This window comes from Cupriavidus plantarum, assembly GCF_905397285.1.
Taxonomy (GTDB): Bacteria; Pseudomonadota; Gammaproteobacteria; order Burkholderiales; family Burkholderiaceae; genus Cupriavidus; species Cupriavidus plantarum.
The window spans coordinates 56,150-80,007 of record NZ_CAJPUX010000013.1 but is presented as its reverse complement, the minus strand read 5'-3'; the positions used below and the strand labels follow the sequence as shown (position 1 = coordinate 80,007).

Here is a 23,858-nt window from a genome sequence, read left to right as displayed (position 1 = left end):
CGTTTCCTGCTTCGCGTCAACTGGTTTGTCGATTTATTTTTCAGACCGACCAACCTGCTGACTTCCTCTCACCTTCCCCGCTGCCTACCCACAAACCCGCGCCAGCGCTGCATTTCCGCCTGCTGCTGTCTTCGGTTTGTGTTGCGAGGGGGCGAATATTAAGCTGGCGAAACGAGGTTGGCAAGCGGTTTCTCAAAAAAATTTTCGGTCCGTTAGAATCGCTGGATGTCTACACCCCACGATGCCTGTACCTACCTGCCGGAACGCCTGATCTCGCGCGATGCCGGGACCCTCGATGCGCATGCGCTCGCCGCCGCGCTGGCGCGGCCGATCGTGTTCGTCGATCTGGAGACGACCGGCGCGAATGCGCAGAACGATCGGATCACCGAGATCGGTGTGGTGGAGGTCGGGCCGGACGGGATCTCGGAGTGGGACACCCTCGTCGATCCGCGTATGTCGATTCCGCCGTTCATCCAGAACATGACCGGCATCACCGATGACATGGTGCGTGGGCAGCCGACGTTCGAGAGCCTTGCGGAGGCGCTGGCCGAACGGCTACAGGGGCGGCTGTTCGTCGCGCATAACGCGCGATTCGACTACGGCTTTCTGAAGAACGAGTTTCGCCGGGCGGGCATTACCTTCCGCGCCGATGTGCTGTGCACGGTACGGCTGTCGCGCGCGCTGTATCCCTCGGTAGAGCGGCATGGGCTCGATGCGCTGATCGCGCGCTTCGGTTTAGCGCCGAAAGGACGCCACCGCGCGCTGGCCGATGCGGAACTGCTGTGGCAGTTCTGGCAGCGGATCCACGATCAATATTCGGTGGACCTCGTCGAGTCCGCGGTGAAGTCGCTGGTCAAGCAGGCCAGCCTGCCGGCCGGGCTCGAGGAGACCGCCCTCGACGACGTGCCCGACCGCGCGGGCGTGTATCTGTTCCATGGCGACGACGATGCGCCGCTCTACGTGGGCAAGAGCATTCATCTGCGCCAGCGGATCCGCTCGCACTTCTCCGGGGATCACACCAACGACAAGGAAATGCGGCTCGCGCGCGCGGTGCGGCGTGTCGAGTGGCGCGAGACCGGTGGCGAGGTGGGTGCGCTGCTGCTGGAAGCGCAGCTCGTGAAGTCGTTGCAGCCGCTGCACAACCGGCAACTGCGGCAAACGCGCGAACTGTTCTCGTGGGAGTTGCCAGCGGGGCTTGCCGCGCCGCGGCTGCGTTCGAACCGGCATATCGACCTGAGCCGGCATGCGGACCTGCACGGCGTGTATGCGAGCAAGGGCTCGGCGATCGCGCATCTGCGCGCGCTGGCCGATGAGCATCGGTTATGCCTGACGACGCTCGGGATCGAGACGCGGACACGGCGCGGCAATCCCTGCTTCGCGCGGCAGGTGCATCGATGCGCGGGTGTGTGCGTCGGTGACGAGCCCATGGCCAGCCATCGCGCGCGGCTGGTGGCGGCGCTCGCGTCATCTGCGTTGAAGGCGTGGCCGTTCCCGGGAGCGATTGCCTGGCGCGAAGGTCCTGCCCCGCACCCCTGGCATGTGGTCGAGGACTGGTGCTACCTCGGCTCGGTGCCGCAGCTCGATGCGGCCGCCGGTCTCGTGATGAATCCCGATGCGGCAAACCCGGTGCGGTTCGATGCCGATACGTATCAGATCCTGCTGCCTCATCTTGCGACGCTGCTGACCGAGGCGGTGGCCGTCGAGGCCACGCGTCCGTTCATGCTGACGGCGATGCAGCCGTTGCTGCCGTCACCGGCTGCATCGGAGACGGCGCCCCGTGCATCCAGGCGGAAGGCGCAGGCCGCCAGCGTGCTGCAGCAGGCTTTGTTCGCTTGATCGTGCAACGGATCGCGTTCCGTGCGCGCACACACATATTGCGATTGCCATCCCTGATAACGCTCGGATAGTCTGCGGCAGGGAACGTCAACTCGCTGGAGCCGCCATGTCCGCGTTGCCCCTCCGCTTCCTTTCGCGCGCGCTCGCCGCGCCCTGTGCCCTGCTCTCGCTTGCCGCGTGCGGCAGCTTTGAAGGCAATGCGATGCAGCGCGTGTTCGACTCCTGGAAAACGGCACCCATCGAGGAAGCGAAGGCGCAGTGGGGGCCACCGCAGTCGGTGCAAACGGTGCCTGGCGGCACGGCCTATGTGTGGGTCGACGAGGTGCCCGCCGCGCATCCGCCCGGCAGCGGTCCGCGCGATGGCGGCGTCGAGCCGACGCCCTCCACGGCGCGCTGCCAACGCAAGCTTGTGACCGGCCCCGACGGCAAGGTCATCGGCGGCGAGTGGAGCGGCACCGCTTGCTGCGTGCAGACACTGCTGGGCCGCTGCGCGGCGCTGCTTAACCGAACGAAAGCGACGGGCTAGTTTCCGGCGGCCGGATCGCGCGCGCCTTGTACCGTCTGCGCGGTCTGCGCGATGGCCTGACGCAGTGCGTCCGCGGAGATGGGCTTGTGCAGGACGCGATAGCCGCTCGCATGCAAGGCCCGCAGCCTGTCGGGCGCCGTATCGCCCGTGACGATGAGGCCGGGGATGGGCGCATCGAGATATTCACGCAGCCAGGCGATGGCCTGGTCGCCCGTGACCTGGTTGGCCAGCCGAAAATCCGCGAGGACGAGGTGCACGGGCGCGGGCCCCTGCTCTCGCGCGCGCTGATGCGCGGCGCACACTTCCTCGACGGTGGCGCCCGCGTACACCAGATGCCCCCAGAACTTGAGCAGGTCGTTGAGCGCGGAAAGGATCTGCGGGTCATCGTCGACGAGCATCACGCCATAGCACTCGGTTTGCTGGACGCCGCCGGAGAAAGCGGATAGCGGCGCATCGAGCGCCGCGGAGGCGGCCCCGTCGCGCGCGAGCGGCACCGTCACCGAGAAGTTGCTGCCCTTGCCCGGCACCGAGCGAAGCGAGATGGGATGCCCCAGCAGGCCGGCCAGCCGGCGCACGATCGCGAGTCCGAGTCCGAGCCCCTGTTCCGCTGGCGCATCGGTAAGCTGCGCGAATTCCTCGAAGACAAGTGCCTGTGCCTCCGGCGCGATCCCTGGGCCGCTATCGATGACCTGGATCTCCATCGCGCCGGGACGCCGGCGGGCGCCGACGAGGATGCGCGCCATCGGCGCATAGCGGATGGCGTTGCTGAGGAGGTTGTCGAGGATACGGCGCAGCAGTTCGGGGTCGCTGTCGATCCAGGCCTCGGTCACCACCACGTCCAGGCGGCACCCTTGCCGGCGCGCCTGTTCGACGTATTCGTCGCGGATGTCGTCGAGCAGTGTGGCGAGCGGCAACGGACGGCGGCGGATCGTGACGAGGCCCGCGTCCAGGCGCGAAACATCGAGCAGGCCATCGAGCAGTCCCCCCATGCGCTCGAGCGTGGTGTCGAGCCGCCGGCCGAGCTGACGCGCGCCATCGGCGCCGACATCGCCGCGTTCCGCCACCGCGGACAGCGAGGCGGACAGCAGGCCCAGCGCATGCAGCGGCTGGCGCAGATCGTGGCTCGCGGCGGCGAGGAAGCGTGTCTTGGCCAGGTTGGCGGCGTTCGCGCGGTCCCGCTCGCGTTCGAGCTGACCGATCAGCGCGACGTTCTCGAAGCGCAGCTGCACGCCGGACAACAGGTTCCGGTACGTCACGCGGCCGAAGTAGACGTTGACGACATACAGTGCGAGCGCGAACATCAGGAACACGCCGTAGATCGGTTCGTCGCGTAACAGGCAGGTGATCACGAACGGCAGGATCATGATCGTCATGAAGCCGACATAGACGCCGAGCCGCGCGGAGAGCCCCGGCATCGCGCCGCAGGCCATGCCCGCCAGTACGATGCAGGCGAAGGCGACCCATTCGGGGTCCGGTGGCAGCAGCCACAGCGAACCGAGAAACCCCCAGAGCGCCGCGGACAGCCACGAGAACACCGTGAAGCGCGTCACCCATTGCTTTGGCGTGGTCGCGGCCGACTCGCCGTGGCGGAAGAACATCAGGGACAGGCCGATGCGGCAGAACGTGAGCACATAGATGGCGGCCATCCATGCGAGCAGGAGCTGATAGGCGCTTGTATCGCGCAAGGCGTAGACGACCGCCGCCGGAATCACGAAATTGGCGAAGAGGATGCCGTGCGACTGACGATAGAGCAGCCGCACCATGGCGGCCTCGATGTCGTCACCGTTGTGGGTCATGGGCAGCGGCAGGAAGGCGGTTCGGAAAGGTTACATAGGGGTCGCGCAAGATATATAGCACCGAAGCAAAACGCCCGATACCCCCCATGCAGGCCGACCATACTTCGTATGAATTGTGATGGGGCAAGCTTCTTGTCCGCCGGGCCGACCGCCTAGAATCGGTCGTCATCCATCTTCTACCCGTTGATCCATGGCCATGCTCTTTCTTGTCCGGCACGGACAGGCGTCGTTCGGCGCCGAAAACTACGACTGCCTGTCCGACGTCGGCCGGCAGCAGGCGCGCTGGCTCGGCGAGTACTTCCGCGATCGCGGCGTGGAGTTCCGGCGGGTGCTGGCGGGGTCGCTGGTGCGCCAGCAGGATACCGCCGCCGAGATTCTCGCGGGCATGGGTGTGGCGACGCCGGACATCGGCACCCATGCGGGCCTCAACGAGTACGACGGGGAGGCGCTGTATCGATGCTTCACCGACGGCGCCGATCACCGGGCGCATCAGAACGGCGACTACCGCGACTACTGGCGCACGTTCCGCGCCGCATTTCAGGCGTGGACCGAGGATCGGCTCACGGACATGCCCGAGACGTGGGCCGCATTCGGCGACCGCATGCGCGGTGCGTTGACCCATGCGACCGAGGGGGCGGCGCGCGAGGACGCGCTGCTCGTGGTGAGTTCGGGCGGCGCGATCGGACGCGCCGTAGCGGACCTGCTCGGCGCGCCCACCGCGACGGCGATCGAGCTGAACCTGCAGTTCCGCAACACGGCGTTCTGCGAGATCATCGTCGGGCGCGGCACGCAGCGGCTGCTGAGCTTCAACAACGTGCCGCACCTCGATGTGGCGGGGCGGCGCGAGGCGCTCACCTTTGCCTGAGTTCAGATCACGCCGCCATTGACGCGAATGGTCTGGCCGTTGACCCACGATCCGTCGGGACCGGCCAGCATCGCCACGACCGACGCGACTTCCTCGGGCTTGCCCAGGCGTTCGAGCGGCGGCGCCTTGGCGGCACGCGCGATGACCTCTTCCGACTTGCCTTCGAAGAACAGCTGCGTGGCGATCGGGCCCGGGGCCACGGTGTTCACGGTGATCTCGCGGCCGCGCATTTCCTTGGTCAGGACGTGGGTCATCGCTTCGACGCCGGCCTTGGTCGCGGCATAGGCCGCGTACATCGGCTGATAGAGACCCACCACGCTCGACGAGATGTTGACGATCCGGCCGCCCGCGCGCAGGCGGCGAGCCGCTTCCCGCAGCGTGTTGAAAGTACCCTTCAGGTTGATGGCGACCTGCTGGTCGAACAGTTCGTCGGTGGACTCGGCGAGCGTGGCGGTCTTCATGATGCCGGCGCTATTGACCAGCACATCTACGCCGCCGAAAGCCGTCTCCGCCGCGTCGAACATCCGTGCCACGGCGGCCGGGTCGCTGACGTCGGCCTGTGTTGCGACGGCACGGCCGCCGGCCTTGACGATGCGGGCGACCAGCGCTTCCGCGTCTTGCGCGCGGCCGGCATAGTTGACGATGACGGCAAAGCCGTCGCGGGCCAGCCGCTCGGCGATGGCGGCGCCGATGCCGCGGGAGGCGCCGGTGACGAGGGCGACCCGGGTGCCGTCGTTGGGTGCCCGGCTGGCTGTCGCGCGGTCGGCTTGGGTGTTGGTTGGTGCGGGAGTCGGTGTAGGGGTCGTTGCGTTCATGGTCGTTCTCCGGGGTCGGTGCCCGCCTGCATCATGCGGCGGGCTTGACCTCACTATGGACGACCGGACGACGGAGATAATCGGTGGCATTTCGGCATTACTGTCCGAAATACCAGAACAATGCGGGCACGCGCGTCACGCCGGCACGGCTTCACGGCATCGCGCGATGGCGGCTTCGCGGATCGCATCGGCCTTGGCGGCGAGGCGCAGCGCGATGTCCGCGCCGCGCTGCTCGGCCACGCGGGCAATGAAGGCGTCGCGCAGCGGGCCGTTCAGTGTGGCGACGTGCGAGGCTTCGCAGAACAGGTGCCATGCCTGCGGCTGGCCGGCGTAGGCGTCTCGTCGGCTCAGCATGGCGGCATCGATGGCGGCTGCGATGGTGGCGGCCATGGTGATGCCGAGGGTTGCGGGATCCTGCGTCTGGAAAGCGGCTTGCATGGTGTCTCTCCCTGTTCCACGTCCGCGTGCGTTGCGGCGGGTTGGCGTTATCTCTGCAAAGCGCATGCCAGTGGAGCGGCGTCCCCCGAAGCCGCCTCTGGCGCGGCTGGCGGGGGAGGTCGGGGGGCGCCGGGCGTTACGGGTTACGTAACGGGGCTGGTAACGGGGCAGGTAACGGGGCTGGTAACGGGAAAGGTAATAAGACAAGTCATACGACAGCCCGGAGGACACCGGACGGTACCTAGCGCCATCCGATGCGCTACAGTGACGCGCATGTCCAACGCTTACCGTCCGCCCATGCATCTGCCGCCGCGCCTTTGCTTCCTACGGGATATCGCGCGTCGCGCATTGGCGTTCGTCACGCTGACCTGGCTGAGTCTGACGATTCTGGCCGCCCTTCCCGCCCACGCGGCGCCAGCCAATCCACTGGTCGCCGCCGCCCAGAAGCTCGAGGCCAGCGCCGCGCCGCCGGCCAGCGAGCCGCTCGCCCAGTCTCTCGACCAGATCATCGGCACGCTGCAGAACGACAAGCAACGGCAGACCCTCGTCGACCAGCTCAAGGCGTTGCGAAGCGGGCTCGATGCGTCCGCCGTGGCGGCGGCCGGGCCGGCCAGCGCCGCGCAGCCCGGCTTGATCGGCGTGGTCACGAAAGCGCTGGATCAGGTCGATAGCAGCCTGGACAAGCAGCATGGCGCGCTCCAGTACTGGAGCTGGCGCATCCGCTTTGCCGGCGAGGAGTGGCACGCGGCGCTGACCATGAACAATACGCGGCCGAAGATCGTGTCGATTCGCGAGTTCGGCACCGTGTTGCTCGCGTGGGCCGTGGCGGGCTGGCTGTTCTGGGAACTGGGCCGCCGCCTGCATCAGCGAAAGCTGCAGCCGGCGAGGCCAACGCATCTGCCTACCGTGCCTTCGTGGATCGACGTGGGCATCTACTTCCTGCGTCGCATCGGGCCGTGGATCGTCGCCTTCGCGCTGACCGTGCTCCTGACCTATCAGGTCTTCGGCCGCACGCCCGCAAGCATGGCCGCCGTGCTCGTGGCCTTGTCCATCCTATGCGGCGCGTTGCTGAGCGCGTTCTGCCAGGTCATTTTCGCGGTGTTCTCGTCCGCCCATCGCGCGGCCGCGGTGCGCGATCTGCTGTATCACTCGCCGTGGCTGCTGTTCGCGACCGGCGCGCTCGCCGCATTGGGCGAGGCCGCGACGGACAGCCGCGTGATCGCGGCGCTCGGTGCAAGTCTGTCCGCGTTGATCGGCACCTTCGCCAACATTCTCGCGGCCATTCTGATCGCCGCCTTCTCGCTGCGCTTCCGCCGCCAGATCGGGCAGTTGATCTCCTTCCGGCCGCTCGCCACGCGTCAGTCCTATCCCGCGTGGATGGACATGCTGCGGCTCGCGGGACAGGCGTGGCACCTGCCCGTACTCGCGGTGGTCATGGCATCGGTGCTCGGCACGCTCATGGCCAGCGGACGCGCAGATGAGATTCTGCGCCGCGCGGTGGTGTCCGTGACGCTGTTCGTGGCGGCGACGCTGCTGAACCTCGTGGTGGGCCGCTCGCCCAAGTCGACCACGCGCCCGCCGCGGATGCGCGATCGGCTGCGATCCGCCTATATCGCGCGTTTCGGCCGCTTTGCGGTGGCGCTCGTGCGCGTCATCATCTGGTTCTCTTTCCTCGAGATCACGGCGCGGGTGTGGGACACCTCGCTGATGCAGCTCGCACAGTCGACGCTGTTTGGCCGGCACGTGGTGCAGGCCACGGTCAGCGTGATCGCCATCGTCCTGCTTGCCTGGCTGGTCTGGCTGCTGATTGATACCGCCATCACCCAGACCCTCACCCCTACGCATGGCCGCGTGGGGCAGCAGCCAAGCCTGCGCGCCAAGACGATCCTGCCGCTGGTCCGAAACGCGTCCTTCGTGGCGCTGCTCGTCGTCGCGCTCATCGCGGTGCTCGCGAATCTCGGGGTCAACGTCACGCCGCTGCTGGCGGGCGCCGGCGTGATTGGCCTGGCTATCGGCTTTGGCGCGCAGAGCCTCGTGCAGGACCTGATCACGGGCCTGTTCATCGTCATCGAGGACTCGATCGCCATCGGCGACTCGATCGAGCTGCCCGATCATGCGGGCGTGGTCGAAGGCATGACCATCCGGACGGTGCGCCTGCGCGATGGCAAGGGCGCGCTGCATACGCTGCCATATAGCCAGATCAAGGCCGTCAAGAATCTCTCTCGCGGCTACGCGTACGCGGTCTTCAATATCTCCGTGGCCTACGACAGCGATTTCGATCGCGCGCTCGAGATTATCCGCAGTACGGGCACGGAGGTGTCGCGCGACCACCGGTATTCGCGCAACCTGCTGTCGAGTCTCGATATTCTTGGCCTCGACCGGTTCGATCCGAACGGCATCGTGGTGCTCGCGCAGTACAAGACGCGGCCGCTGATGCAATCGGAAATCTCGCGCGCGTTCAATGTCCGGCTCAAGCGCAACTTCGACAAGGCGGGCATCCGCATGGCGGCGCCGCGCGTGACCGTGCAGGTCGACGGCGGGGTGGCGCGCACGGATACCGAGATTCAGGCCGGGCAGGCTGCGGGCGCCGATGTCGAAACTGCCGCGAAGGCGGCGGGCGTCGCGGCTGCCGCAGGTGCCGCGACGATGACTTCCGAGACGAGCAATTCTGCCTAGCAGATTCGCATTTACTGCTGAATCTGCAAAATGGGACGCCTATGGCATATGGCTGTCGTTTTTCCGCAAACCCTTTTGAAATCAGACGCTTGACCGGTTGCAATCGTACGGCTGGCAGGGGAGTATTGCGCGAACTGTCGGCCGTCGGACCGGGCGTGTGAAGCGCAATGCCGGGGTGCCCGGGCAACGATGCGCCAGAGACAGGAGTGACAATACCTACGTGATCGCCAACTTTCCCGCTATCTGAGCGGGGACGGGGCACTCGACAGAAACGAACCAATGAAATTCGTCCCTGTCAGCCCCCTCCAAGGCGGGATTCTCCCGCGTCGGGGTTTTGGCCGATCATAGGTTCATACGAGGCGGAAGGCATGACTCGGCCATTCCGCTCACGGTAGACAGGGTAGAGATACCTTCGCAGGCGCATTACCTGAACAGTCGCGCATAAGAGCGTCTCCGCCGGCCCTTGCCGGATGGACGACGATGGTCAGCCATATCTATAAGGACCACGCCTCGCCGCAGTGGTCTGAGAAACAAGGCGTTTGCCACCCGGGGGAAATTCATTATGGGCGAACACCCGTCTGCCGACGATCAATTCCATCGCCTCGTCGACTGCATTTACGAGTCGGCGATGGACGTGGCCGCCATGCCGGCCGCCCTCGATTTATTTTCCCAATACACCTGCACGACGAGTCCGCGCTATTTAATCTGGGACAAGCTCGCCTGCGAGACGCGCCTTGGCGTGACGCCGCATGGCTGCTTCACCAACGCGGCGGCCATGCCCGAGCACATGCGCGTGCTCCCGGCCTACGTCGATGGCGCGGCGCGGCACGGCGCGCACGACCGTGCCGCGATGCAAGGGCCGGTCCTGGCTGGGCAAGGCGCGGCGAACGACGCGCTCGTCACGGACGTCGATGGCGCGCTCGTCGCCGTGCGGCCGCAGTCGCTGACGCAAGCATTCGACTGCCATGGACTCGAGCAAGGCATCCGGTTGTTCGACACCAGCGACGTCTGCGTGCTGATGAGCGCGATGTCGGGTGGCGTCATGAAGGGCGGGCTTTCCCACGATCATCGCGCCCGCCGCCTTGCGCACGTGATGCCGCACTGGGCGCGGGCCGCACGCATGCAACATCGGAACTTCGAGCTCAGCGGGTTGGCGTCGATGGGCCTTGCCGGTCTCGATTCGCTGGACTTCGGCGTAATGGTGCTGCAGGCCGATTTGCGCGTGCGCTATGCCAACAGCTGGGCAGAGTCGCTCGTCCAGGCCGATACGCATCTCACGCTCGAGCATGGTGTGCTGCGGGCTCGTACCGAACCCTTGCAGGGCGTGCTGGTAAAGATGCTGCAGGCCGCCGCGCTCGGTGGGCGGGCGGGTGGCCGCGCGGATGCGGCCGCGGCGGGTTCCTGGATGCATATCACCTCGGGCGGACAGCCTGTGCCGCTGATCGTGGTGCCGCTCGTGTCGCGGCAGCCGGTCGAGGGGCCGTGGCAATTGCCGGCGGCCATGCTGCTGATGGGCAATTCCGAATCGCGGTCGGTGCTCGATGCGGCGGTACTGACGTCGCTGTTCGGGTTGTCGCGCAAGGAGAGCATCATTGCGATTCGGCTTGCCGCCGGCGAGACGCTGAACGAGATTGCCGAGCGCGAGTTTCTCTCGCCGCATACGGTGCGGGTGCATATTCGCGATACGCTGCGCAAGACCGGCACGCACCGGCAGTCGGAGCTCGTGCGGTTGCTGCATCTGCTGCCCGGTGTCGATCTCGGGCGCGCGGGGGCTGGCGAGGCCGATGCGCGCAAGACGGCGAGGTTGCGCTGACGCGGCAGGAACTTTGGTCTCTGGGTTGGGGTCAGTTGTGCGACCATCTTCTCCTCTCCCGTCCGCGAGACCTTTCCCATGCCCTCCGTTCGCCGCGCTCCTTCCTTCCCGCCTCTCTTTCGTTCCCTGATCAGTACCGTCGCGCTGGTTGCGCCGCTGCTTGCGCCGCTTGCCGGCCATGCGGCGGATGATGGGCCCGCCTATGGCGCCGAACTGGAGGGATTCGATTATCCGGCGCCTGTGAAGCGGTTCTCGTTCACCTCGCAGGACGAGCCGATGCAGATGGCGTACCTCGACGTGGCGCCGACCGGCGCCGCCAATGGACGCACGGCCGTGCTGCTGCATGGGAAGAATTTCTGTGCGGCCACGTGGCAGGAAACCATCAGGCAATTGACCGATGTCGGCTATCGCGTGATTGCGCCGGACCAGATCGGCTTCTGCAAATCCACCAAGCCTCAGCGCTACCAGTACACCTTCCAGCAGCTGGCTCGCAATACGCATGCGCTGCTGACCTCCCTTGGCATCGGTCAGGCGACCATCATCGGACATTCCACGGGCGGGATGCTGGCGATGCGGTATGCGCTGATGTATCCGAGGGAGACGCAGCAGCTCGTGCTTGTGAATCCGATCGGGCTCGAGGACTGGAAGGCCAAGGGGGTGCCCGCGCTCTCCGTGGACCAGTGGTATCAGCGGGAGCTGGGGACGACGGCGGACCGGATTCGCAAGTATGAACAGGCAACGTATTACTTTGGGCAGTGGAAGCCCGAGTACGAACCCTGGGTGCAGATGCTTGCCGGCATGTATCGCGGGCCGGGGAGGCAGATCGTGGCCTGGAACTCGGCGCTGCTGTACGACATGATTTATACGCAGCCCGTGGTGTATGAGCTTGGACTGATCAAGACGCCGACGTTGTTATTGATCGGGGACCGGGATACGACGGCGATCGGCAAGGATGCCGCGCCGCCGGAGGTGCAGGCGACGTTGGGGCGGTATCCGGAGCTGGCCAAGGCTACGGTGAAGGCATTGCCTAACGCCACGCTCGTTGAGTTTCCCGAGCTGGGGCATGCGCCGCAGATGCAGGATCCGAAGGCGTTTCATCAGGCATTGATCGAGGGGATGCGGCGGGTGAAGTGAGGGGCTTTTCCCCCTCACCCGCGGCCGCGCCGAGCCCCTCAGAACGGCAGGCTGATGTACAGCTTGCCCAGATCCGTCAGTTGGCCGTCCGCGCCGAGCAGGCTGGTGAAGTGGGTGTCGTTGTCCCAGCGGCCCGTGAACCACGCGTAGCGGAAGACGTCGGCGCGTTGCTCGCACACCGCGACCATTTCCCGCATCTGGTCCATCTGCTTGGCCGGTGTGTCGATCGCCGCGCTGCCGTCGCCGACGTGCCAGTTGGCGAATTCGGTGACCCAGAACGGTTTGCCGTATTTCACCAGCCGGTCCAGCTGGCCCGACAGCCCATAGTCGTACCAGTGGAACGCGATGTAATCGATCTGCGGATCGCGGTTGCCGTTGGCCGCGCGGTATTCCGCGTAGAACGCATCGAGCCATGCCGCCGGGTCGTTGAAGCCATTGTTGCCCCACGTGATGGCCGGCCCCACGAGCTTGACGCCCGTGTGCTGCGCCACCGCTTCGTAGCGCGGCCACAGTGCGGCGGCGTCGCGTGGCTGCAGGTTGGACTGGTCGCCGAGGTTCGGTTCGTTCAGCAGGAGCAGGTACTTGATCTTCGGATGCGCGCGCAGGTACGTTTCGATTGCGTTGCCGTCGAAGTTGCCGTTCCACAGCATGGGGATGTAGTCCATGTTGTACGCGGTACTGGTATCCGACGCCGCTGTGCCGTTGGGTTCCGCGCCCCAGTTGTACCACCAGCTCACACCAGGCGCGAGCGCGCCGAGGTCGTTGGCGCTGCGGAGGTCATAGGCCACGCCGCGCTTGGCGCTCTTCGTGACGCCGGGCGTGCCGATATTGCCGGCGCCGCTATTGCCCGTGCCACCATTGTTGCCCGTGCCGCCCGTGCCGCCGCTTCCCGTATTGCCGTTACTGCCGGAGCCCGACGACGGCGTGCCGCCCGCGCCGCCGCCCGCCCCCGCATCGTCGCCTCCGCCACACGCGGTCAGTGCCATGACCAGGAGCGCCGCGCCGAGCCAGCCCACGGCGCGGCGCCATCGGGACACCCACCGCTTATCGCCAACGCCAGCCCGGTCGAATCCAGTCGGGACCATCGCCATCGTATTCGTTTGCAGAGTCATAGGGAGTTCACAAAGTCGATCAGTTGCTGACGGTCATCGGCACCCAGTGCCTTGAACCGGTCCCGCGCCGCGCTGCCCTGGCCGCCGTGCCAGAGGATCGCTTCCTCGATCGTGCGGGCGCGGCCGTCGTGCAGATAGCGAGTGTTCGGGTCGATGCTCGCAAGCAGGCCCAGACCCCACAGCGGCGCGGTCCGCCATTCGGAGCCGCCGGCGTTGCCCTGCGGATAGTTGTCCGCGAGGTCGGGGCCCATGTCGTGCAGCAGCAGATCGGTGTACGGATGGATCAGCTGATTGCGCAGCTCCGCGAACTTGTGCGCTCCGCCGGTCGTCAGCGACGCCGCATGGCAAGACGTGCAACGCGCCTGGGCGAACAACTGGCCGCCACGCGCCACGCGATCCTGCATGCGATTTTCGGCTTGCTGCGCGGCGGTGATGACGGCTCCGCCCTGCTTCAGTTGCTCGACGATCGTGGGCGCCGGGATGCCGTTGAACTGCTGCCCCCTGAAATGCCGCTGCGCCGGGACGCCAAGCAGGCTGAGGTAATGCGAGATGCGGTCGACATCGGCATCGGCAAGTTCGGGACCGTTGGCATCCGCCGCGCGGCAGTCACTGCCGGCGGTCGCGCGGCCGCAGAAATGCTTCGGCAGCAGCGACGTGGTCACGCCCATGTCGCCGTTGAGCGCGTCGGCCGTCTGCTGCAGCACCGTGGCGGACGACGCCTTCCATCCAAAGCGGCCCACGCGAGAGATGCGCGGATCGACCGCATCGGGCACCACCTGCACGCGGCCAAGCGTGCCGTCCGGATCGGTCGCGCTCGCCTGCGCCAGCGCCACGAGCGTCGCTTCGGGAACCGCTTCCAGCAGTCCCATGCCCGCGAGATGCGGCGAAGCGCGAACGGACATGCGATCGGGCATCGGCAGCGTGTTGCCATTGACGTCCGTCAGCGTGTAGACCGGCGTCTGCAGCGTATAGGCCGAACCATCCGGATATTTGCCGGACATATTGCGATAGCTCGACACCCGCAGGATCGCATTGCGGCCATCGTACGTCCGGCCGCCATCGGTCACGAGCCCCTGCCAGATGCGACCGCCGAAGCGCGCATCGGGCGCAACGTTGCCGTTGGCATCGGCCGAACCGGTCAGCACGACCATGTTGTTGAGCGGCACGTTGAAGCCCGGCGAACTCTTGCCGTTGTTCGTGTGGCACTGCACGCAGGCCGCTTCCTGGAACCTCGGGCCCGCGCGGTTCGCGAGCGTATCGAACAGCGTCGGGTTGCCGGCCTCCACGTGCGCGCCCGTGAGGAACGACGAGTGGAACAGCCGACGGCCTTCGACGAACGGCTGGATGTTGCGGCCAGCAATATTCGGCGACGACTGGAGCAGCTGCATCTCCGGTTCGTTCGACGCATCTTCATGGAGCGTCATCATCGGCCCGCCCGCATAGGCTTCGGCCGGTATCAGCTTCGTATCCCAGGGAATCGCGGCAGCGTCGCAGCACGGGCCGCGGAACCACGGCACCACGCCGGGCGATCCGACCTTATAGGTGATGACGTCCGCGTAGTAGTTGAAGCGGCCGAGCGCATCGCCCTGCCTGCCGGCGAGGAAGATGCCGAGTTCGAACTCGACGAGGTCGCCATTGCGCAGCCCCCGGTTCAGGCGCGGCAGCGTCTTGATCTGCTTGACCAGCACGAATTCGCCGTCCTGCGGCGGCACGTTCAGATCGGTGTCGTAATTGGTATCGGGATCCTCGCCCAGGCTGTCGTAGTTGGCGATGGGCGTGCGCAACTCCTGGCCCTCCTTGAGCATGCCGGCGGGCAGACGCTTGACGCCGCCGTTGTCGCCGTACAGCGCCACCGCCGTCGGCCCCGGATCGTCGCCGTCGCGGCGGCCGATAAACCCGAACCGGAAATTGGTGCCATACATCCACCATTGCGGCTTGATGACCAACGTGAGGATTCGCTCCGCCGGATTGGCCGGAGAAACGTTATCGTAAATCGTGATGGCGTGGGTCCGGCGCTCAAAATAATGCGGCGCGAAAATGCCATACAAATCCCCGCCGACATTCGTGCCATTTTCCGACGTTTCGCGCGCATGGCGGTCGCGCACCCGGCCGCCCACGCGCGTCACGAGCGTGCCGTCCGCAAGCGTGTACTGGGTCGAGGGCTCGACGTTGGACCAGCTCAGCGGCGTGAACGCGCCGACCGGTAGCGGCTGATTGGTCGAAGGACCCGTCCCGTTACTGCCGTTGCCGCCGTTGCCGGTATTGCCGCCGCCGGAGCCATCGCCGCCGCCGCAGCCCGAGAGCGTGAGGATGCTGGCGGCCAGGCCCGCGCCGAATAAGCGACAGGCGGAACGACATGCGGAACGACAGACGGCCGCCATCCAGCGCGATGGCGCTTGAGATTTTCGATGCATCATTGACCCTTCTTTGCGTGAACGTGCTTTCTTTTTAAATTTGCACGTGCCAGAACATCGGATTCGATAAAAGGCGCGAAAATACTTGCAAAACGCAAGCAACGATTTATCGATTACCGATGACACGCGGATGATAAATTAATTGGATGGCTTGTAAACACCTTGCGTGTGAATTTCCATTTTGGTGCGCGCCGCGGGGCGGGTTGCCGAATGGGGGCATAATCGAGCGGTCTGGAGGAGTGCGCCACGGCGCGCCTCGTTCCTGGGGTGATTCCCCCCAACGCATCATGACTTTCGATCTCTTCGACTCGCTCCCGCCAGAGGCGGACGACAACCCCATCGAGACCCTCGCGCCCGGCGCGGTGTTGCTTCGGCGCTTCGCCCGCGATGACGACGACGCCTTGCTTGCGGCCGTGCGCGACGTGACGGACCGCGCCCCGTGGCGGCACCTGGTCACGCCCGGCGGCCTGCGCATGTCCGTGGCCATGACGAATTGCGGCAGCTATGGATGGGTGTCGGATCGCACGGGCTATCGCTATGACCCCATCGATCCGGATAGCGGGCTGCCGTGGCCGCCCATGCCGGCGCCATTTCTCTCGCTGGCGCGGCGCGCGGCGTCGGCCGCCGGGTATGACGGCTTTGCGCCGGACGCCTGCCTGATCAACCGTTATCTGCCGGGAACGCGGCTGTCGCTGCATCAGGATCGCGACGAGCAGGATCTGGGCGCGCCCATCGTATCGGTATCGCTCGGGCTGCCCGCGACCTTCCTGTTTGGCGGATTGCGGCGGGCGGACCGGCCCACGCGGATCCGGCTCGTCCACGGCGATGTGGTCGTCTGGGGCGGGCCATCTCGGCTCGTGTTCCATGGGATCGCGCCGCTGGCGGACGGCGACCATCCGGTGCTGGGCCACGAACGCATCAACCTGACGTTTCGGAAAGCGCGCTGAGCGTGCGCAGCCCGCGATAGTCAGGGGCTGCCTAAAAAATGTAACGCGGCGGGGGCATGTCGTCGTACGATGCCGGTACACGACAACAGGCACCGCCGCGTGGACGGTGCCATAGCCGAGACAACCCGCCATGACCGCCACACCGGGACGCACCGACACAGGCGCGACCGCCAAGACTGCCCCGCCTCCCCCCAATACCGCCGGACGCGCCGCCGATTCGATTCGCGCCGCCCTGCTGATCCTCGCGTGCATCGCCGTGGCAACAGTCGCGGGGCATGCGGCTGGCGCCTCGCCCAAGCTGATCCTGGCCGCGGCGCTCGTGCTATCGACGGTCTGCTGCTGGGCGGTGGGCGTGCTGCCCGAGCCGACGACCACGCTGCTGTTCTTCCTGTGCGCGGTGGTGTTCCACATCGCGCCGCCGACGGTGGTGTTCTCCGGCTTCGCCTCCGCCGCGTGGTGGCTGATGTTCGGGGGGGCCGTCACCGGTGTCGCGCTGCGCAACACGGGACTCGCGCTCCGCCTCGCGGACCGCATCTTCCATCAGCGCGCGAACCGGTATCCGCAGGTCATCGCCACCGTCGCCGCGACGGCCGTGGGACTCGCGTTCCTGATGCCCTCGACGACGGGCCGCGTGCTGCTGCTGATGCCGATCGTGCTCGCATTGGCGGACCGGCTCGGCTTCGGTCCGCACTCGAACGGCCGCATCGGCATGGTACTGACCGTCGCCGCGGCCAGCTACATGCCGCCCGCGACGATCCTGCCCGCGAACATCCCAAACAGCGTGCTGCTGGGTGCCGCGAGTTCGCTGTATGGCATCAACCTGAGCTACGGCAGCTATCTGCTGCTGCATTTCCCGGTGCTGGGATTGCTGAAGACGGTGATCCTCGTATGGCTCGTGTGCAAGCTGTTCCCGGAGACGGGGCCGATGCCGCCGCAGCAGGCAGCGCATCACGCGCCGATGAGCCGGCAGGAGCGGCAGCTTGCCGTGATCCTCGCGCTGGCGGTGGCTGGCTTCGCGACCGACGCGTGGCATGGCATCTCGCCCGCATGGATCTCGCTGGCCGCGTGCATCGTCTGCCTGCTCCCCGGCATGGGCCTGGTGCCGTCGAAAGCCCTGAACGAGCAGGTGCACCTCGTGCCGCTGCTGTATGTGGCCGGCTTTCTGGGATTGGGCGCCGTCGTCGAATCCACGGGCCTCGGCACGGCCATCAGCGGGGCGCTGCTGCATTGGCTGCCGCTTGCGCCCGGCCATACCGTCGGGAATGTCGGCGCGCTGAGCGCGATGGGCGCGGCGCTGGGACTGGTATCGACCCTGCCTGCATTGCCCGCCGTGCTCACGCCGCTGGCCAAGGATCTGGCGGCAGCCACGGGGATGCCGCTCGAGACCGTGCTGATGCTGCAGGTGCCCGTCTTCTCCACGGTGTTCCTGCCGTATCAGTCGCCGCCGATCATGATCGCGATGCAGCTCGGCGGCGTGGGATTGCGGCATGGCACGCGGCTATGCCTCGCGTTGGCGGCCATCACCGTTGTCGTGCTGCTGCCGCTCGACTACGCGTGGTGGCGCGCGCTCGGCTATCTGCATTGAGCGCGCGCTCCTTGCATCAGGCCTTGCCGTAACCGCCGCCTCCAGGCGTCTCGATCACGAACGCGTCGCCCGCGTTGAGCGTTGCGGTGTGGGTCGCGCCGAAATGCTCCACGGCGCCATCCGCGCGCTCGATCCAGTTGCAGCCCGCGGCCGCATCGCTGCCGCCGGCAAGACCGAACGGCCGCACGCGACGGCGTCCCGCGAGGATGCTCGCGGTCATCGGCTCGCGGAAGCGGATCTTGCGGATCGCGCCGTCACCGCCACGCCACTTGCCATCGCCGCCGCTGCCATAGCGGATCGCATGCGTTTCCACGAGCACCGGGAAGCGCGTCTCCAGCACTTCCGGATCGGTCATGCGCGAGTTGGTCATGTGCGTCTGCACGGCCGACGTACCGTGATGGTCGGGACCCGCGCCCGAGCCGCCCGCGATGGTCTCGTAGTACTGACGCTGGGCATCGCCGAACGTGAAATTGTTCATCGTGCCCTGCGAGGCGGCCAGCACGCCCAGCGCGCCGTACAGCGCATCGGTCGCGGCCTGCGAGACTTCCACGTTGCCCGCTACCACCGCGGCCGGATACACGGGGCTCAGCATCGAGCCCGTCGGAATCACGATATCGATCGGCCGCAGCACGCCTTCGTTCATCGGAATCGCTTCGTCGATCAGCGTGCGGAACACGTACAGCACGGCCGCCTTGCAGATGGAGCGCGGCGCGTTGAAGTTGGTCGGCCGCTGCGCGCTCGTCCCGGTGAAGTCCACCTTTACCTGCCCGCGTTCGCGATCGATCGACACGCGCACGCGGATCACCGCGCCATCGTCCATCTCGCATGCATACTCGCCCTCCTTGAGGCGCTGCGCGGCACGTCGCACCGCTTCCTCGGCGTTGTCCTGCACGTGACCCATATAGGCCAGGACCACGTCGCGGCCATAGTGGTGGATCGCGCGCATCAGTTCGTTGACGCCGGTCTCGCAGGCGGCGACCTGCGCGATCAGGTCGGCGATGTTCTGGTCGATATTGCGCGCCGGATACGGGCCGCTCGCGAACAGCTCGCGTACGGCCGCCTCGAGGAACACGCCGTTGCGCGCGATGCGCACATTGTCCAGCAGCACGCCTTCCTGCTCGATCGACACGCTGGCCGATGGCATGGAACCCGGCGTGATACCGCCCACGTCGCCATGATGACCCCGCGCGGCGACGTAGAACAGCAGGCCGCCATCGGCGCGGTCGAACACCGGCATCACCACGGTGATATCCGGCAGGTGCGTGCCGCCGTTATACGGCACGTTGAGCATGTACACATCGCCCGGCGCCATGTGCTGGCGGTGTCCATCGATCACGGCGCGCACGCTGTCGCTCATCGAGCCCAGGTGCACGGGGATATGCGGCGCATTGGCGATGAGGTTGCCTTCCGCGTCGAACAGCGCGCACGAGAAATCGAGACGCTCCTTCATGTTCACCGAGCGCGACGTCTTTTCGAGCGTGGTGCCCATCTGCTGGGCGATCGACATGAACAGGTTGTTGAAGATCTCCAGATGCACCGGATGGCGTTCCGTGGTGATGCCGCCATGGCGGCTGCGTTCACCCGTGCGCGCGAGACGCAGGGTGCCATCGTCGAGGACGGTCGCGGTCCAGCCCGGTTCGACCACGATCGTCGAGATGTCTTCGCTGATCAGCGCGGGCCCCTCGACGCGGTCGCCAGCGGCGAGCGCGCGGCGGCGGCGCAGGGGGACGTCGCCCCAGCCCGCTTGTGTGGCGACCTGAGCGCCGTCGTCGTCCGCGCTCACGTACAGCGTGACGGTCTCGTTGGCCGGCGCAATGCCGATTGCCGATGACGATTTGCCCTGATGACCGGCCGCCGCCAGCGCGCCCTCGCGTGTACCGGCCACGTCCATCACGCCGATGGCTTCCACGGCGATGGATTCGATGACCAGCGGCTTGCCTTCCATCGCGAAGCCGAAGCGCTGACGGTGCGCCTGCTCGAAGGCGAGCGCCATGTCCGCGGCTGCCGCGCGATCGACTTCGATCGGGGTGTCGGTGTCCTTGTACTTGATGCGCGCGCGCTCGACGTACGTCACAGCGCTTGCCGGGACCTGCTGCGCGGCGAGCTCGCCGCCGGCCTCGTCGGCCACCCGCGCCCACGCGCCTTGCAGCGCCGCCACCGCGCGGTCGTCGAGCACCTCTTCCACCGCGAATTCACGCAAGGCGCGCAGATCGGAGAGACCCATGCCCAGCGCGGACAGCACGCCCGCAAAGGGATGGATGACCACGCGGCCGATGCCGAGCACGTCCGCCACGCGGCAGGCATGCTGGCCGCCGGCGCCGCCGAACGAGCACATGGCGTAGTCGCTCACGTCGTAGCCGCGCTCGACGGAGATCATCTTGATCGCGCGCGCCATGCTGTCCACCGCCACGGACAGGAAGCCCTCGGCCACGGCCTCCGGCGTCATGCTCACGCCGCTCTGCGCGGCGACATCCTGCGCCAGCACCGCAAAGCGCTCGCGCACCACGTCCACGTCGATCGGCTGATTGCCTTCGGGTCCGAATACGTGGGGGAAATGCTCGGGCTGGATGCGCCCCAGCATCACGTTGCAGTCGGTGACAGTCAACGGGCCGCCATTGCGGTAGCACGCGGGACCCGGATTGGCGCCGGCCGATTCCGGGCCGACCTTGAAGCGCCCGTTCTCGAACGTGCAGATGGAGCCGCCGCCGGCCGCGACGGTGTGCACGTGCATCATCGGGGCGCGCACGCGCACGCCCGCCACCTGCGTCTCGAATACGCGCTCGTATTCGCCGTCGTAGTGCATCACGTCGGTCGAAGTGCCGCCCATGTCGAAGCCGATGACGCGATGCTCGCCGACATTCGCGCACGTCTTCACCGCGCCGACCACCCCGCCGGCCGGCCCGGACAGAATCGCATCCTTGCCCTGGAAACGCTGCGCGCTGGCGAGACCGCCGCTCGACTGCATGAACATCAGCGGCGTGGGGCCCGTATGGCGCGTGACACGGCTGACGTAGTCGCGCAGGATCGGCGACAGGTACGCGTCCATCAGCGTGGTATCGGCGCGGCCGACGATCTTCATCAGCGGGCTGGTCTCGTGGCTCACGGAGACCTGTGTAAAGCCGATCTCCCGCGCGATCTTCGCGACGCGGCGCTCGTGCCCGCCATGACGATAGCCATGCATCAGCACGATCGCGACGGCGCGGATGCCGGCCGTGTAGGCGTCCGTCAGCGCGGCGCGCGTGGCGGCCTCGTCGAGCGCCTGCAGCACGTTGCCTTGCGCATCCACGCGCTCGCTGATCTCGACCACGCGCTCGTAGAGCTGGTCATGCAACGCGATATGACGCGCGAAGATGTCGGGGCGATCCTGATAGCCGATGCGCAACTGGTCGCCAAACCCTCGCGTGATGGCCAGCACCGTGCGGGCGCCCTTGCGTTCGAGCAGCGCGTTGGTGGCCACCGTGGTGCCCATCTTGACGACCTCGATCTGCTCGTGCGGCAACGGCGCGTCCTGCGCGATGCCAAGCAGGTCGCGAATGCCCTGGATCACGGCGTCCGGGTAGCGCGAGGGATTCTCGGAGAGCAGCTTGTGCGTCACGAAGCCGCCGTCGGGCCGCAGCGCGACGATATCCGTGAAGGTGCCGCCACGGTCCACCCAGAATTGCCAGCGGCGGGTGTGGTCGGGGTCGAACGATGCGTCGGGGGAGGAGTGGGGAGTAAGCGTGGGGTTCGGCATGGCGTCGTCTCTTCGTTATGGGCGGTGGCAGTCGCGTAGTGGCGTATGACATTTTTCGGGCATTCTGCAAACGACGGCCACGCCGGTCCAACTAGAAATCTTCGGACCAATGCATAAGAAAATCGCATGCTCGATTTGGATGCCCTACACTGCCCCACTTCCGGGCATTTGCACCGTCATCGCACGCGCCATGAATCTGAAGTTCATCGAAACGTTCGTCTGGGTCGCAAGGCTGCGCAGCTTCAGCCTGGCGGCCGACAAGCTGTTCACCACGCAGGCGTCGGTCTCGAGCCGCATTTCCGCGCTCGAGCGCGAGCTCGATGTGCGCCTGCTGGAGCGCAACTCGAAAACCGTGCGCCTGACCGCCGCGGGCCTGCGCGTGCTCGCGGAGGCCGAGGCGGTGAGCGAGTCGGTGGAGCGGCTCCGTACGGCCCTGCGCGCGGACGAAAACGCCAGCGGCGTCGTGCGGATCGGCGCGATGGAAACGGTCGTGCACACGTGGCTGGCCGAGATGGTCGCCGCCGTGACGCGGCGCCATCCGAAGCTCGAGGTCGAACTGGTCGTCGATACCGCGCTGCGGCTGCATACGCTGCTGCGCGAGGGGCAGATCGATATCGCGCTGCATACGGACCTCACGCACGAGAGCGGGATTGCCAGCACGGCGCTGCTGAGCCATCCACTCGCGTGGATCGCGGCGCCCAATCTGCCGGAGACAGCGCGGGATCGGATCATCACGTTCTCGCGGCATTCCCGGCCATACCAGGACCTCGCGCAACTCTTGCGCGAGCACGGCATGGCGCGTGCGCGGCTCAACGGCATCAATTCGGTGGCCGCAATGGTCCGGCTGCTGATCGGCGGCTTCGGCGTGGGCGTGGTTCCGCCAGCCATCGTGGAAGAACCGCTGGCGCGCGGCGAACTCGTCGTACTGGACGCGCCGATGCCTCAGCCGCCCGCGCTGCCCGTCACGGCGTCATGGCGCACCGATATCGGCTTTCAGGCGACGCAGCGGATTCTCGATCTGATCGACACGACGGTCGAGGAATACGCGGCGCGCGTGGGACCGGAGCGCGCGGTGCTCGCGGCGCGATGACCCGCGTCGATGCCGCCTCCTTCTGAGTATTTACCCTGATGCGCGTCGACGCACGCGGCTGGCACGCGACCGCAGCAGGCGCCGGCAATCGTGCGGATACGGCGTCAACCGTGGCTTCGAAGGAAATGACCCGCGCGTGTTCACAATTACTTGACGCTGCCGGCAGAAATAACTTCGTCGCCAGACATTTTTTTTACTTCTAAGGTTGGAACCTTCATAAGCCCGGTTCCATCCATGTCCACGTCGCCGCTCCCCCGCCCCACGCCCCCAATATCGTTTGCACGACCCGCGGACAGATCCCACGCGCACCCTTCGCAGTTGCGACGCGCCGTGCGCGAACGTCTGGTCACCGGCCCCACCGCGGGGTACTGCGGCGAGTACGCGCAGGCCAACCTTGCGATCCTGCCGAAAGCCCACGCGGACGACTTCCTGCGCTTCTGCGTGCTGAATCCCAAGCCTTGCCCGCTGCTCGCGGTCGGCGAACCGGGTCAGTGGCACATTCCCGCGCTCGGCGAGGACCTCGATATCCGCGCGGACGTGCCGGCCTATTACGTCTATCGCCATGGCGAACGCACCGGGGAGGTGCAGGATCTGCACGCGCTGTGGCGCGACGATCTGGTCGTGTTCGCGATCGGCTGCTCGTTCTCGTTCGAGGAGATGCTCAAGCAGGAAGGTATTCCGCTGCGGCATGTCGACGCCGGCGTGAACGTGCCGATGTACCGCACGAACATCCCCAGTCAGCCCTCGGGGCCGTTCGGCGGCAACCTCGTGGTGTCGATGCGCCCGATGAAAGCGGCGGACGCCATTCGCGCGATCCAGATCACCAGCCGCTTTCCCGGCGTGCATGGCGCGCCCGTGCACCTTGGGGATCCCGCGCTGATCGGCATTCGGGATCTGTGGCAGCCGGACTTCGGCGACGCGGTGGCCGTGCACGACGACGAAGTGCCGGTGTTCTGGGCATGCGGCGTAACGCCGCAGTCCGCGATCGAGAGCGCGCGCCTGCCGTTCGCGATCGCGCACAAGCCGGGCCACATGCTGGTCACCGACATTCCCAACCGCACGCTTGCGGTCATCTAGT

Annotated in this window: 16 protein-coding genes; 10 read left to right on the top strand and 6 right to left on the bottom strand. The window is 66.6% G+C overall.

The window, feature by feature from the left end:
* Positions 1-225: 225 nt before the first annotated feature.
* The gene (locus KHP16_RS26965; RefSeq protein ID WP_211961532.1) at positions 226-1,836 is read left to right on the top strand and encodes a 3'-5' exonuclease family protein; all 1,611 of its coding nucleotides are present in this window, start codon (positions 226-228) and stop codon (positions 1,834-1,836) included.
* A gap of 106 nt (positions 1,837-1,942) precedes the next feature.
* Positions 1,943-2,362: a hypothetical protein gene (locus KHP16_RS26960; protein ID WP_211961530.1), complete on the top strand. Its 420-nt coding sequence runs from the start codon at positions 1,943-1,945 to the stop codon at positions 2,360-2,362.
* Here the strand turns inward: KHP16_RS26960 and KHP16_RS26955 are convergent.
* Positions 2,359-4,158: an ATP-binding protein gene (locus KHP16_RS26955; protein WP_244836078.1), complete on the bottom strand. Its 1,800-nt coding sequence runs from the start codon at positions 4,156-4,158 to the stop codon at positions 2,359-2,361. The genes KHP16_RS26960 and KHP16_RS26955 overlap by 4 nt on opposite strands.
* A 190-nt stretch (positions 4,159-4,348) precedes the next feature.
* On the opposite strand from KHP16_RS26955, the gene KHP16_RS26950 reads away from it, so the two are divergent.
* The gene (locus KHP16_RS26950) at positions 4,349-5,023 is read left to right on the top strand and encodes a histidine phosphatase family protein (protein ID WP_211961528.1); all 675 of its coding nucleotides are present in this window, start codon (positions 4,349-4,351) and stop codon (positions 5,021-5,023) included.
* 2 nt (positions 5,024-5,025) lie between these two features.
* Here KHP16_RS26950 and KHP16_RS26945 read toward each other — a convergent pair whose 3' ends face one another.
* Positions 5,026-5,838 carry an SDR family oxidoreductase gene (locus tag KHP16_RS26945; RefSeq protein WP_211961526.1) on the bottom strand — a complete coding sequence of 271 codons (813 nt, stop codon included), beginning with the start codon at positions 5,836-5,838 and terminating at the stop codon, positions 5,026-5,028.
* Positions 5,839-5,973: 135 nt separating this feature from the next.
* Positions 5,974-6,276, bottom strand: coding sequence for a DUF7696 family protein (locus KHP16_RS26940; protein ID WP_244214901.1), 303 nt, complete (start codon positions 6,274-6,276; stop codon positions 5,974-5,976).
* Between the two features lie 273 nt (positions 6,277-6,549).
* Between KHP16_RS26940 and KHP16_RS26935 the strand changes: the two genes are divergently transcribed.
* From KHP16_RS26935 to KHP16_RS26925, 3 genes are all read left to right on the top strand, one after another.
* On the top strand, positions 6,550-8,952 hold the full coding sequence (locus KHP16_RS26935) for a mechanosensitive ion channel family protein (protein ID WP_244214900.1): 2,403 nt from the start codon (positions 6,550-6,552) through the stop codon (positions 8,950-8,952).
* A gap of 562 nt (positions 8,953-9,514) precedes the next feature.
* The gene (locus KHP16_RS26930; protein ID WP_109585567.1) at positions 9,515-10,765 is read left to right on the top strand and encodes a helix-turn-helix transcriptional regulator; all 1,251 of its coding nucleotides are present in this window, start codon (positions 9,515-9,517) and stop codon (positions 10,763-10,765) included.
* A gap of 78 nt (positions 10,766-10,843) precedes the next feature.
* A complete protein-coding gene (locus KHP16_RS26925; protein WP_211961524.1) occupies positions 10,844-11,899 on the top strand; it encodes an alpha/beta fold hydrolase in 1,056 nt (351 codons plus the stop codon).
* Between the two features lie 38 nt (positions 11,900-11,937).
* Here KHP16_RS26925 and KHP16_RS26920 read toward each other — a convergent pair whose 3' ends face one another.
* Both KHP16_RS26920 and KHP16_RS26915 read right to left on the bottom strand, forming a co-directional pair.
* Positions 11,938-13,011 (bottom strand): glycoside hydrolase family protein, encoded by a 1,074-nt coding sequence (locus KHP16_RS26920; protein WP_244836076.1) that lies wholly within the window; start codon positions 13,009-13,011, stop codon positions 11,938-11,940.
* Positions 13,008-15,392, bottom strand: coding sequence for a di-heme oxidoredictase family protein (locus tag KHP16_RS26915; RefSeq protein ID WP_211961523.1), 2,385 nt, complete (start codon positions 15,390-15,392; stop codon positions 13,008-13,010). Before KHP16_RS26915 ends, KHP16_RS26920 begins: the two co-directional genes overlap by 4 nt.
* A 320-nt stretch (positions 15,393-15,712) precedes the next feature.
* Here KHP16_RS26915 and alkB point away from each other — a divergent pair, with 320 nt between their 5' ends.
* Both alkB and KHP16_RS26905 read left to right on the top strand, forming a co-directional pair.
* A complete protein-coding gene (gene alkB, locus KHP16_RS26910) occupies positions 15,713-16,372 on the top strand; it encodes a DNA oxidative demethylase AlkB (RefSeq protein WP_211961521.1) in 660 nt (219 codons plus the stop codon).
* Positions 16,373-16,502: 130 nt separating this feature from the next.
* Entirely contained in the window at positions 16,503-17,957 is a 1,455-nt protein-coding gene (locus KHP16_RS26905; RefSeq protein ID WP_109585571.1) for an SLC13 family permease, read from the top strand.
* A 16-nt stretch (positions 17,958-17,973) separates the two neighbouring features.
* Here KHP16_RS26905 and KHP16_RS26900 read toward each other — a convergent pair whose 3' ends face one another.
* The gene (locus KHP16_RS26900) at positions 17,974-21,690 is read right to left on the bottom strand and encodes a hydantoinase B/oxoprolinase family protein (RefSeq protein ID WP_109585572.1); all 3,717 of its coding nucleotides are present in this window, start codon (positions 21,688-21,690) and stop codon (positions 17,974-17,976) included.
* Positions 21,691-21,880: 190 nt separating this feature from the next.
* Between KHP16_RS26900 and KHP16_RS26895 the strand changes: the two genes are divergently transcribed.
* Both KHP16_RS26895 and KHP16_RS26890 read left to right on the top strand, forming a co-directional pair.
* A complete protein-coding gene (locus KHP16_RS26895; protein WP_109585573.1) occupies positions 21,881-22,780 on the top strand; it encodes a LysR family transcriptional regulator in 900 nt (299 codons plus the stop codon).
* Positions 22,781-23,014: 234 nt separating this feature from the next.
* Positions 23,015-23,857: a putative hydro-lyase gene (locus tag KHP16_RS26890; RefSeq protein WP_109585574.1), complete on the top strand. Its 843-nt coding sequence runs from the start codon at positions 23,015-23,017 to the stop codon at positions 23,855-23,857.
* Position 23,858: the final 1 nt, after the last annotated feature.

What these genes read in the sequence shown, in the direction of transcription:
- KHP16_RS26965 (WP_211961532.1), top strand. Translation starts at nt 226, where the DNA reads ATGTCTACACCCCACGATGCCTGTACCTACCTGCCGGAACGCCTGATC.
- KHP16_RS26960 (WP_211961530.1), top strand. Translation starts at nt 1,943, where the DNA reads ATGTCCGCGTTGCCCCTCCGCTTCCTTTCGCGCGCGCTCGCCGCGCCC.
- KHP16_RS26955 (WP_244836078.1), bottom strand. Translation starts at nt 4,158, where the DNA reads ATGACCCACAACGGTGACGACATCGAGGCCGCCATGGTGCGGCTGCTC.
- KHP16_RS26950 (WP_211961528.1), top strand. Translation starts at nt 4,349, where the DNA reads ATGGCCATGCTCTTTCTTGTCCGGCACGGACAGGCGTCGTTCGGCGCC.
- KHP16_RS26945 (WP_211961526.1), bottom strand. Translation starts at nt 5,838, where the DNA reads ATGAACGCAACGACCCCTACACCGACTCCCGCACCAACCAACACCCAA.
- KHP16_RS26940 (WP_244214901.1), bottom strand. Translation starts at nt 6,276, where the DNA reads ATGCAAGCCGCTTTCCAGACGCAGGATCCCGCAACCCTCGGCATCACC.
- KHP16_RS26935 (WP_244214900.1), top strand. Translation starts at nt 6,550, where the DNA reads ATGTCCAACGCTTACCGTCCGCCCATGCATCTGCCGCCGCGCCTTTGC.
- KHP16_RS26930 (WP_109585567.1), top strand. Translation starts at nt 9,515, where the DNA reads ATGGGCGAACACCCGTCTGCCGACGATCAATTCCATCGCCTCGTCGAC.
- KHP16_RS26925 (WP_211961524.1), top strand. Translation starts at nt 10,844, where the DNA reads ATGCCCTCCGTTCGCCGCGCTCCTTCCTTCCCGCCTCTCTTTCGTTCC.
- KHP16_RS26920 (WP_244836076.1), bottom strand. Translation starts at nt 13,011, where the DNA reads ATGACTCTGCAAACGAATACGATGGCGATGGTCCCGACTGGATTCGAC.
- KHP16_RS26915 (WP_211961523.1), bottom strand. Translation starts at nt 15,392, where the DNA reads ATGGCGGCCGTCTGTCGTTCCGCATGTCGTTCCGCCTGTCGCTTATTC.
- alkB (WP_211961521.1), top strand. Translation starts at nt 15,713, where the DNA reads ATGACTTTCGATCTCTTCGACTCGCTCCCGCCAGAGGCGGACGACAAC.
- KHP16_RS26905 (WP_109585571.1), top strand. Translation starts at nt 16,503, where the DNA reads ATGACCGCCACACCGGGACGCACCGACACAGGCGCGACCGCCAAGACT.
- KHP16_RS26900 (WP_109585572.1), bottom strand. Translation starts at nt 21,690, where the DNA reads ATGCCGAACCCCACGCTTACTCCCCACTCCTCCCCCGACGCATCGTTC.
- KHP16_RS26895 (WP_109585573.1), top strand. Translation starts at nt 21,881, where the DNA reads ATGAATCTGAAGTTCATCGAAACGTTCGTCTGGGTCGCAAGGCTGCGC.
- KHP16_RS26890 (WP_109585574.1), top strand. Translation starts at nt 23,015, where the DNA reads ATGTCCACGTCGCCGCTCCCCCGCCCCACGCCCCCAATATCGTTTGCA.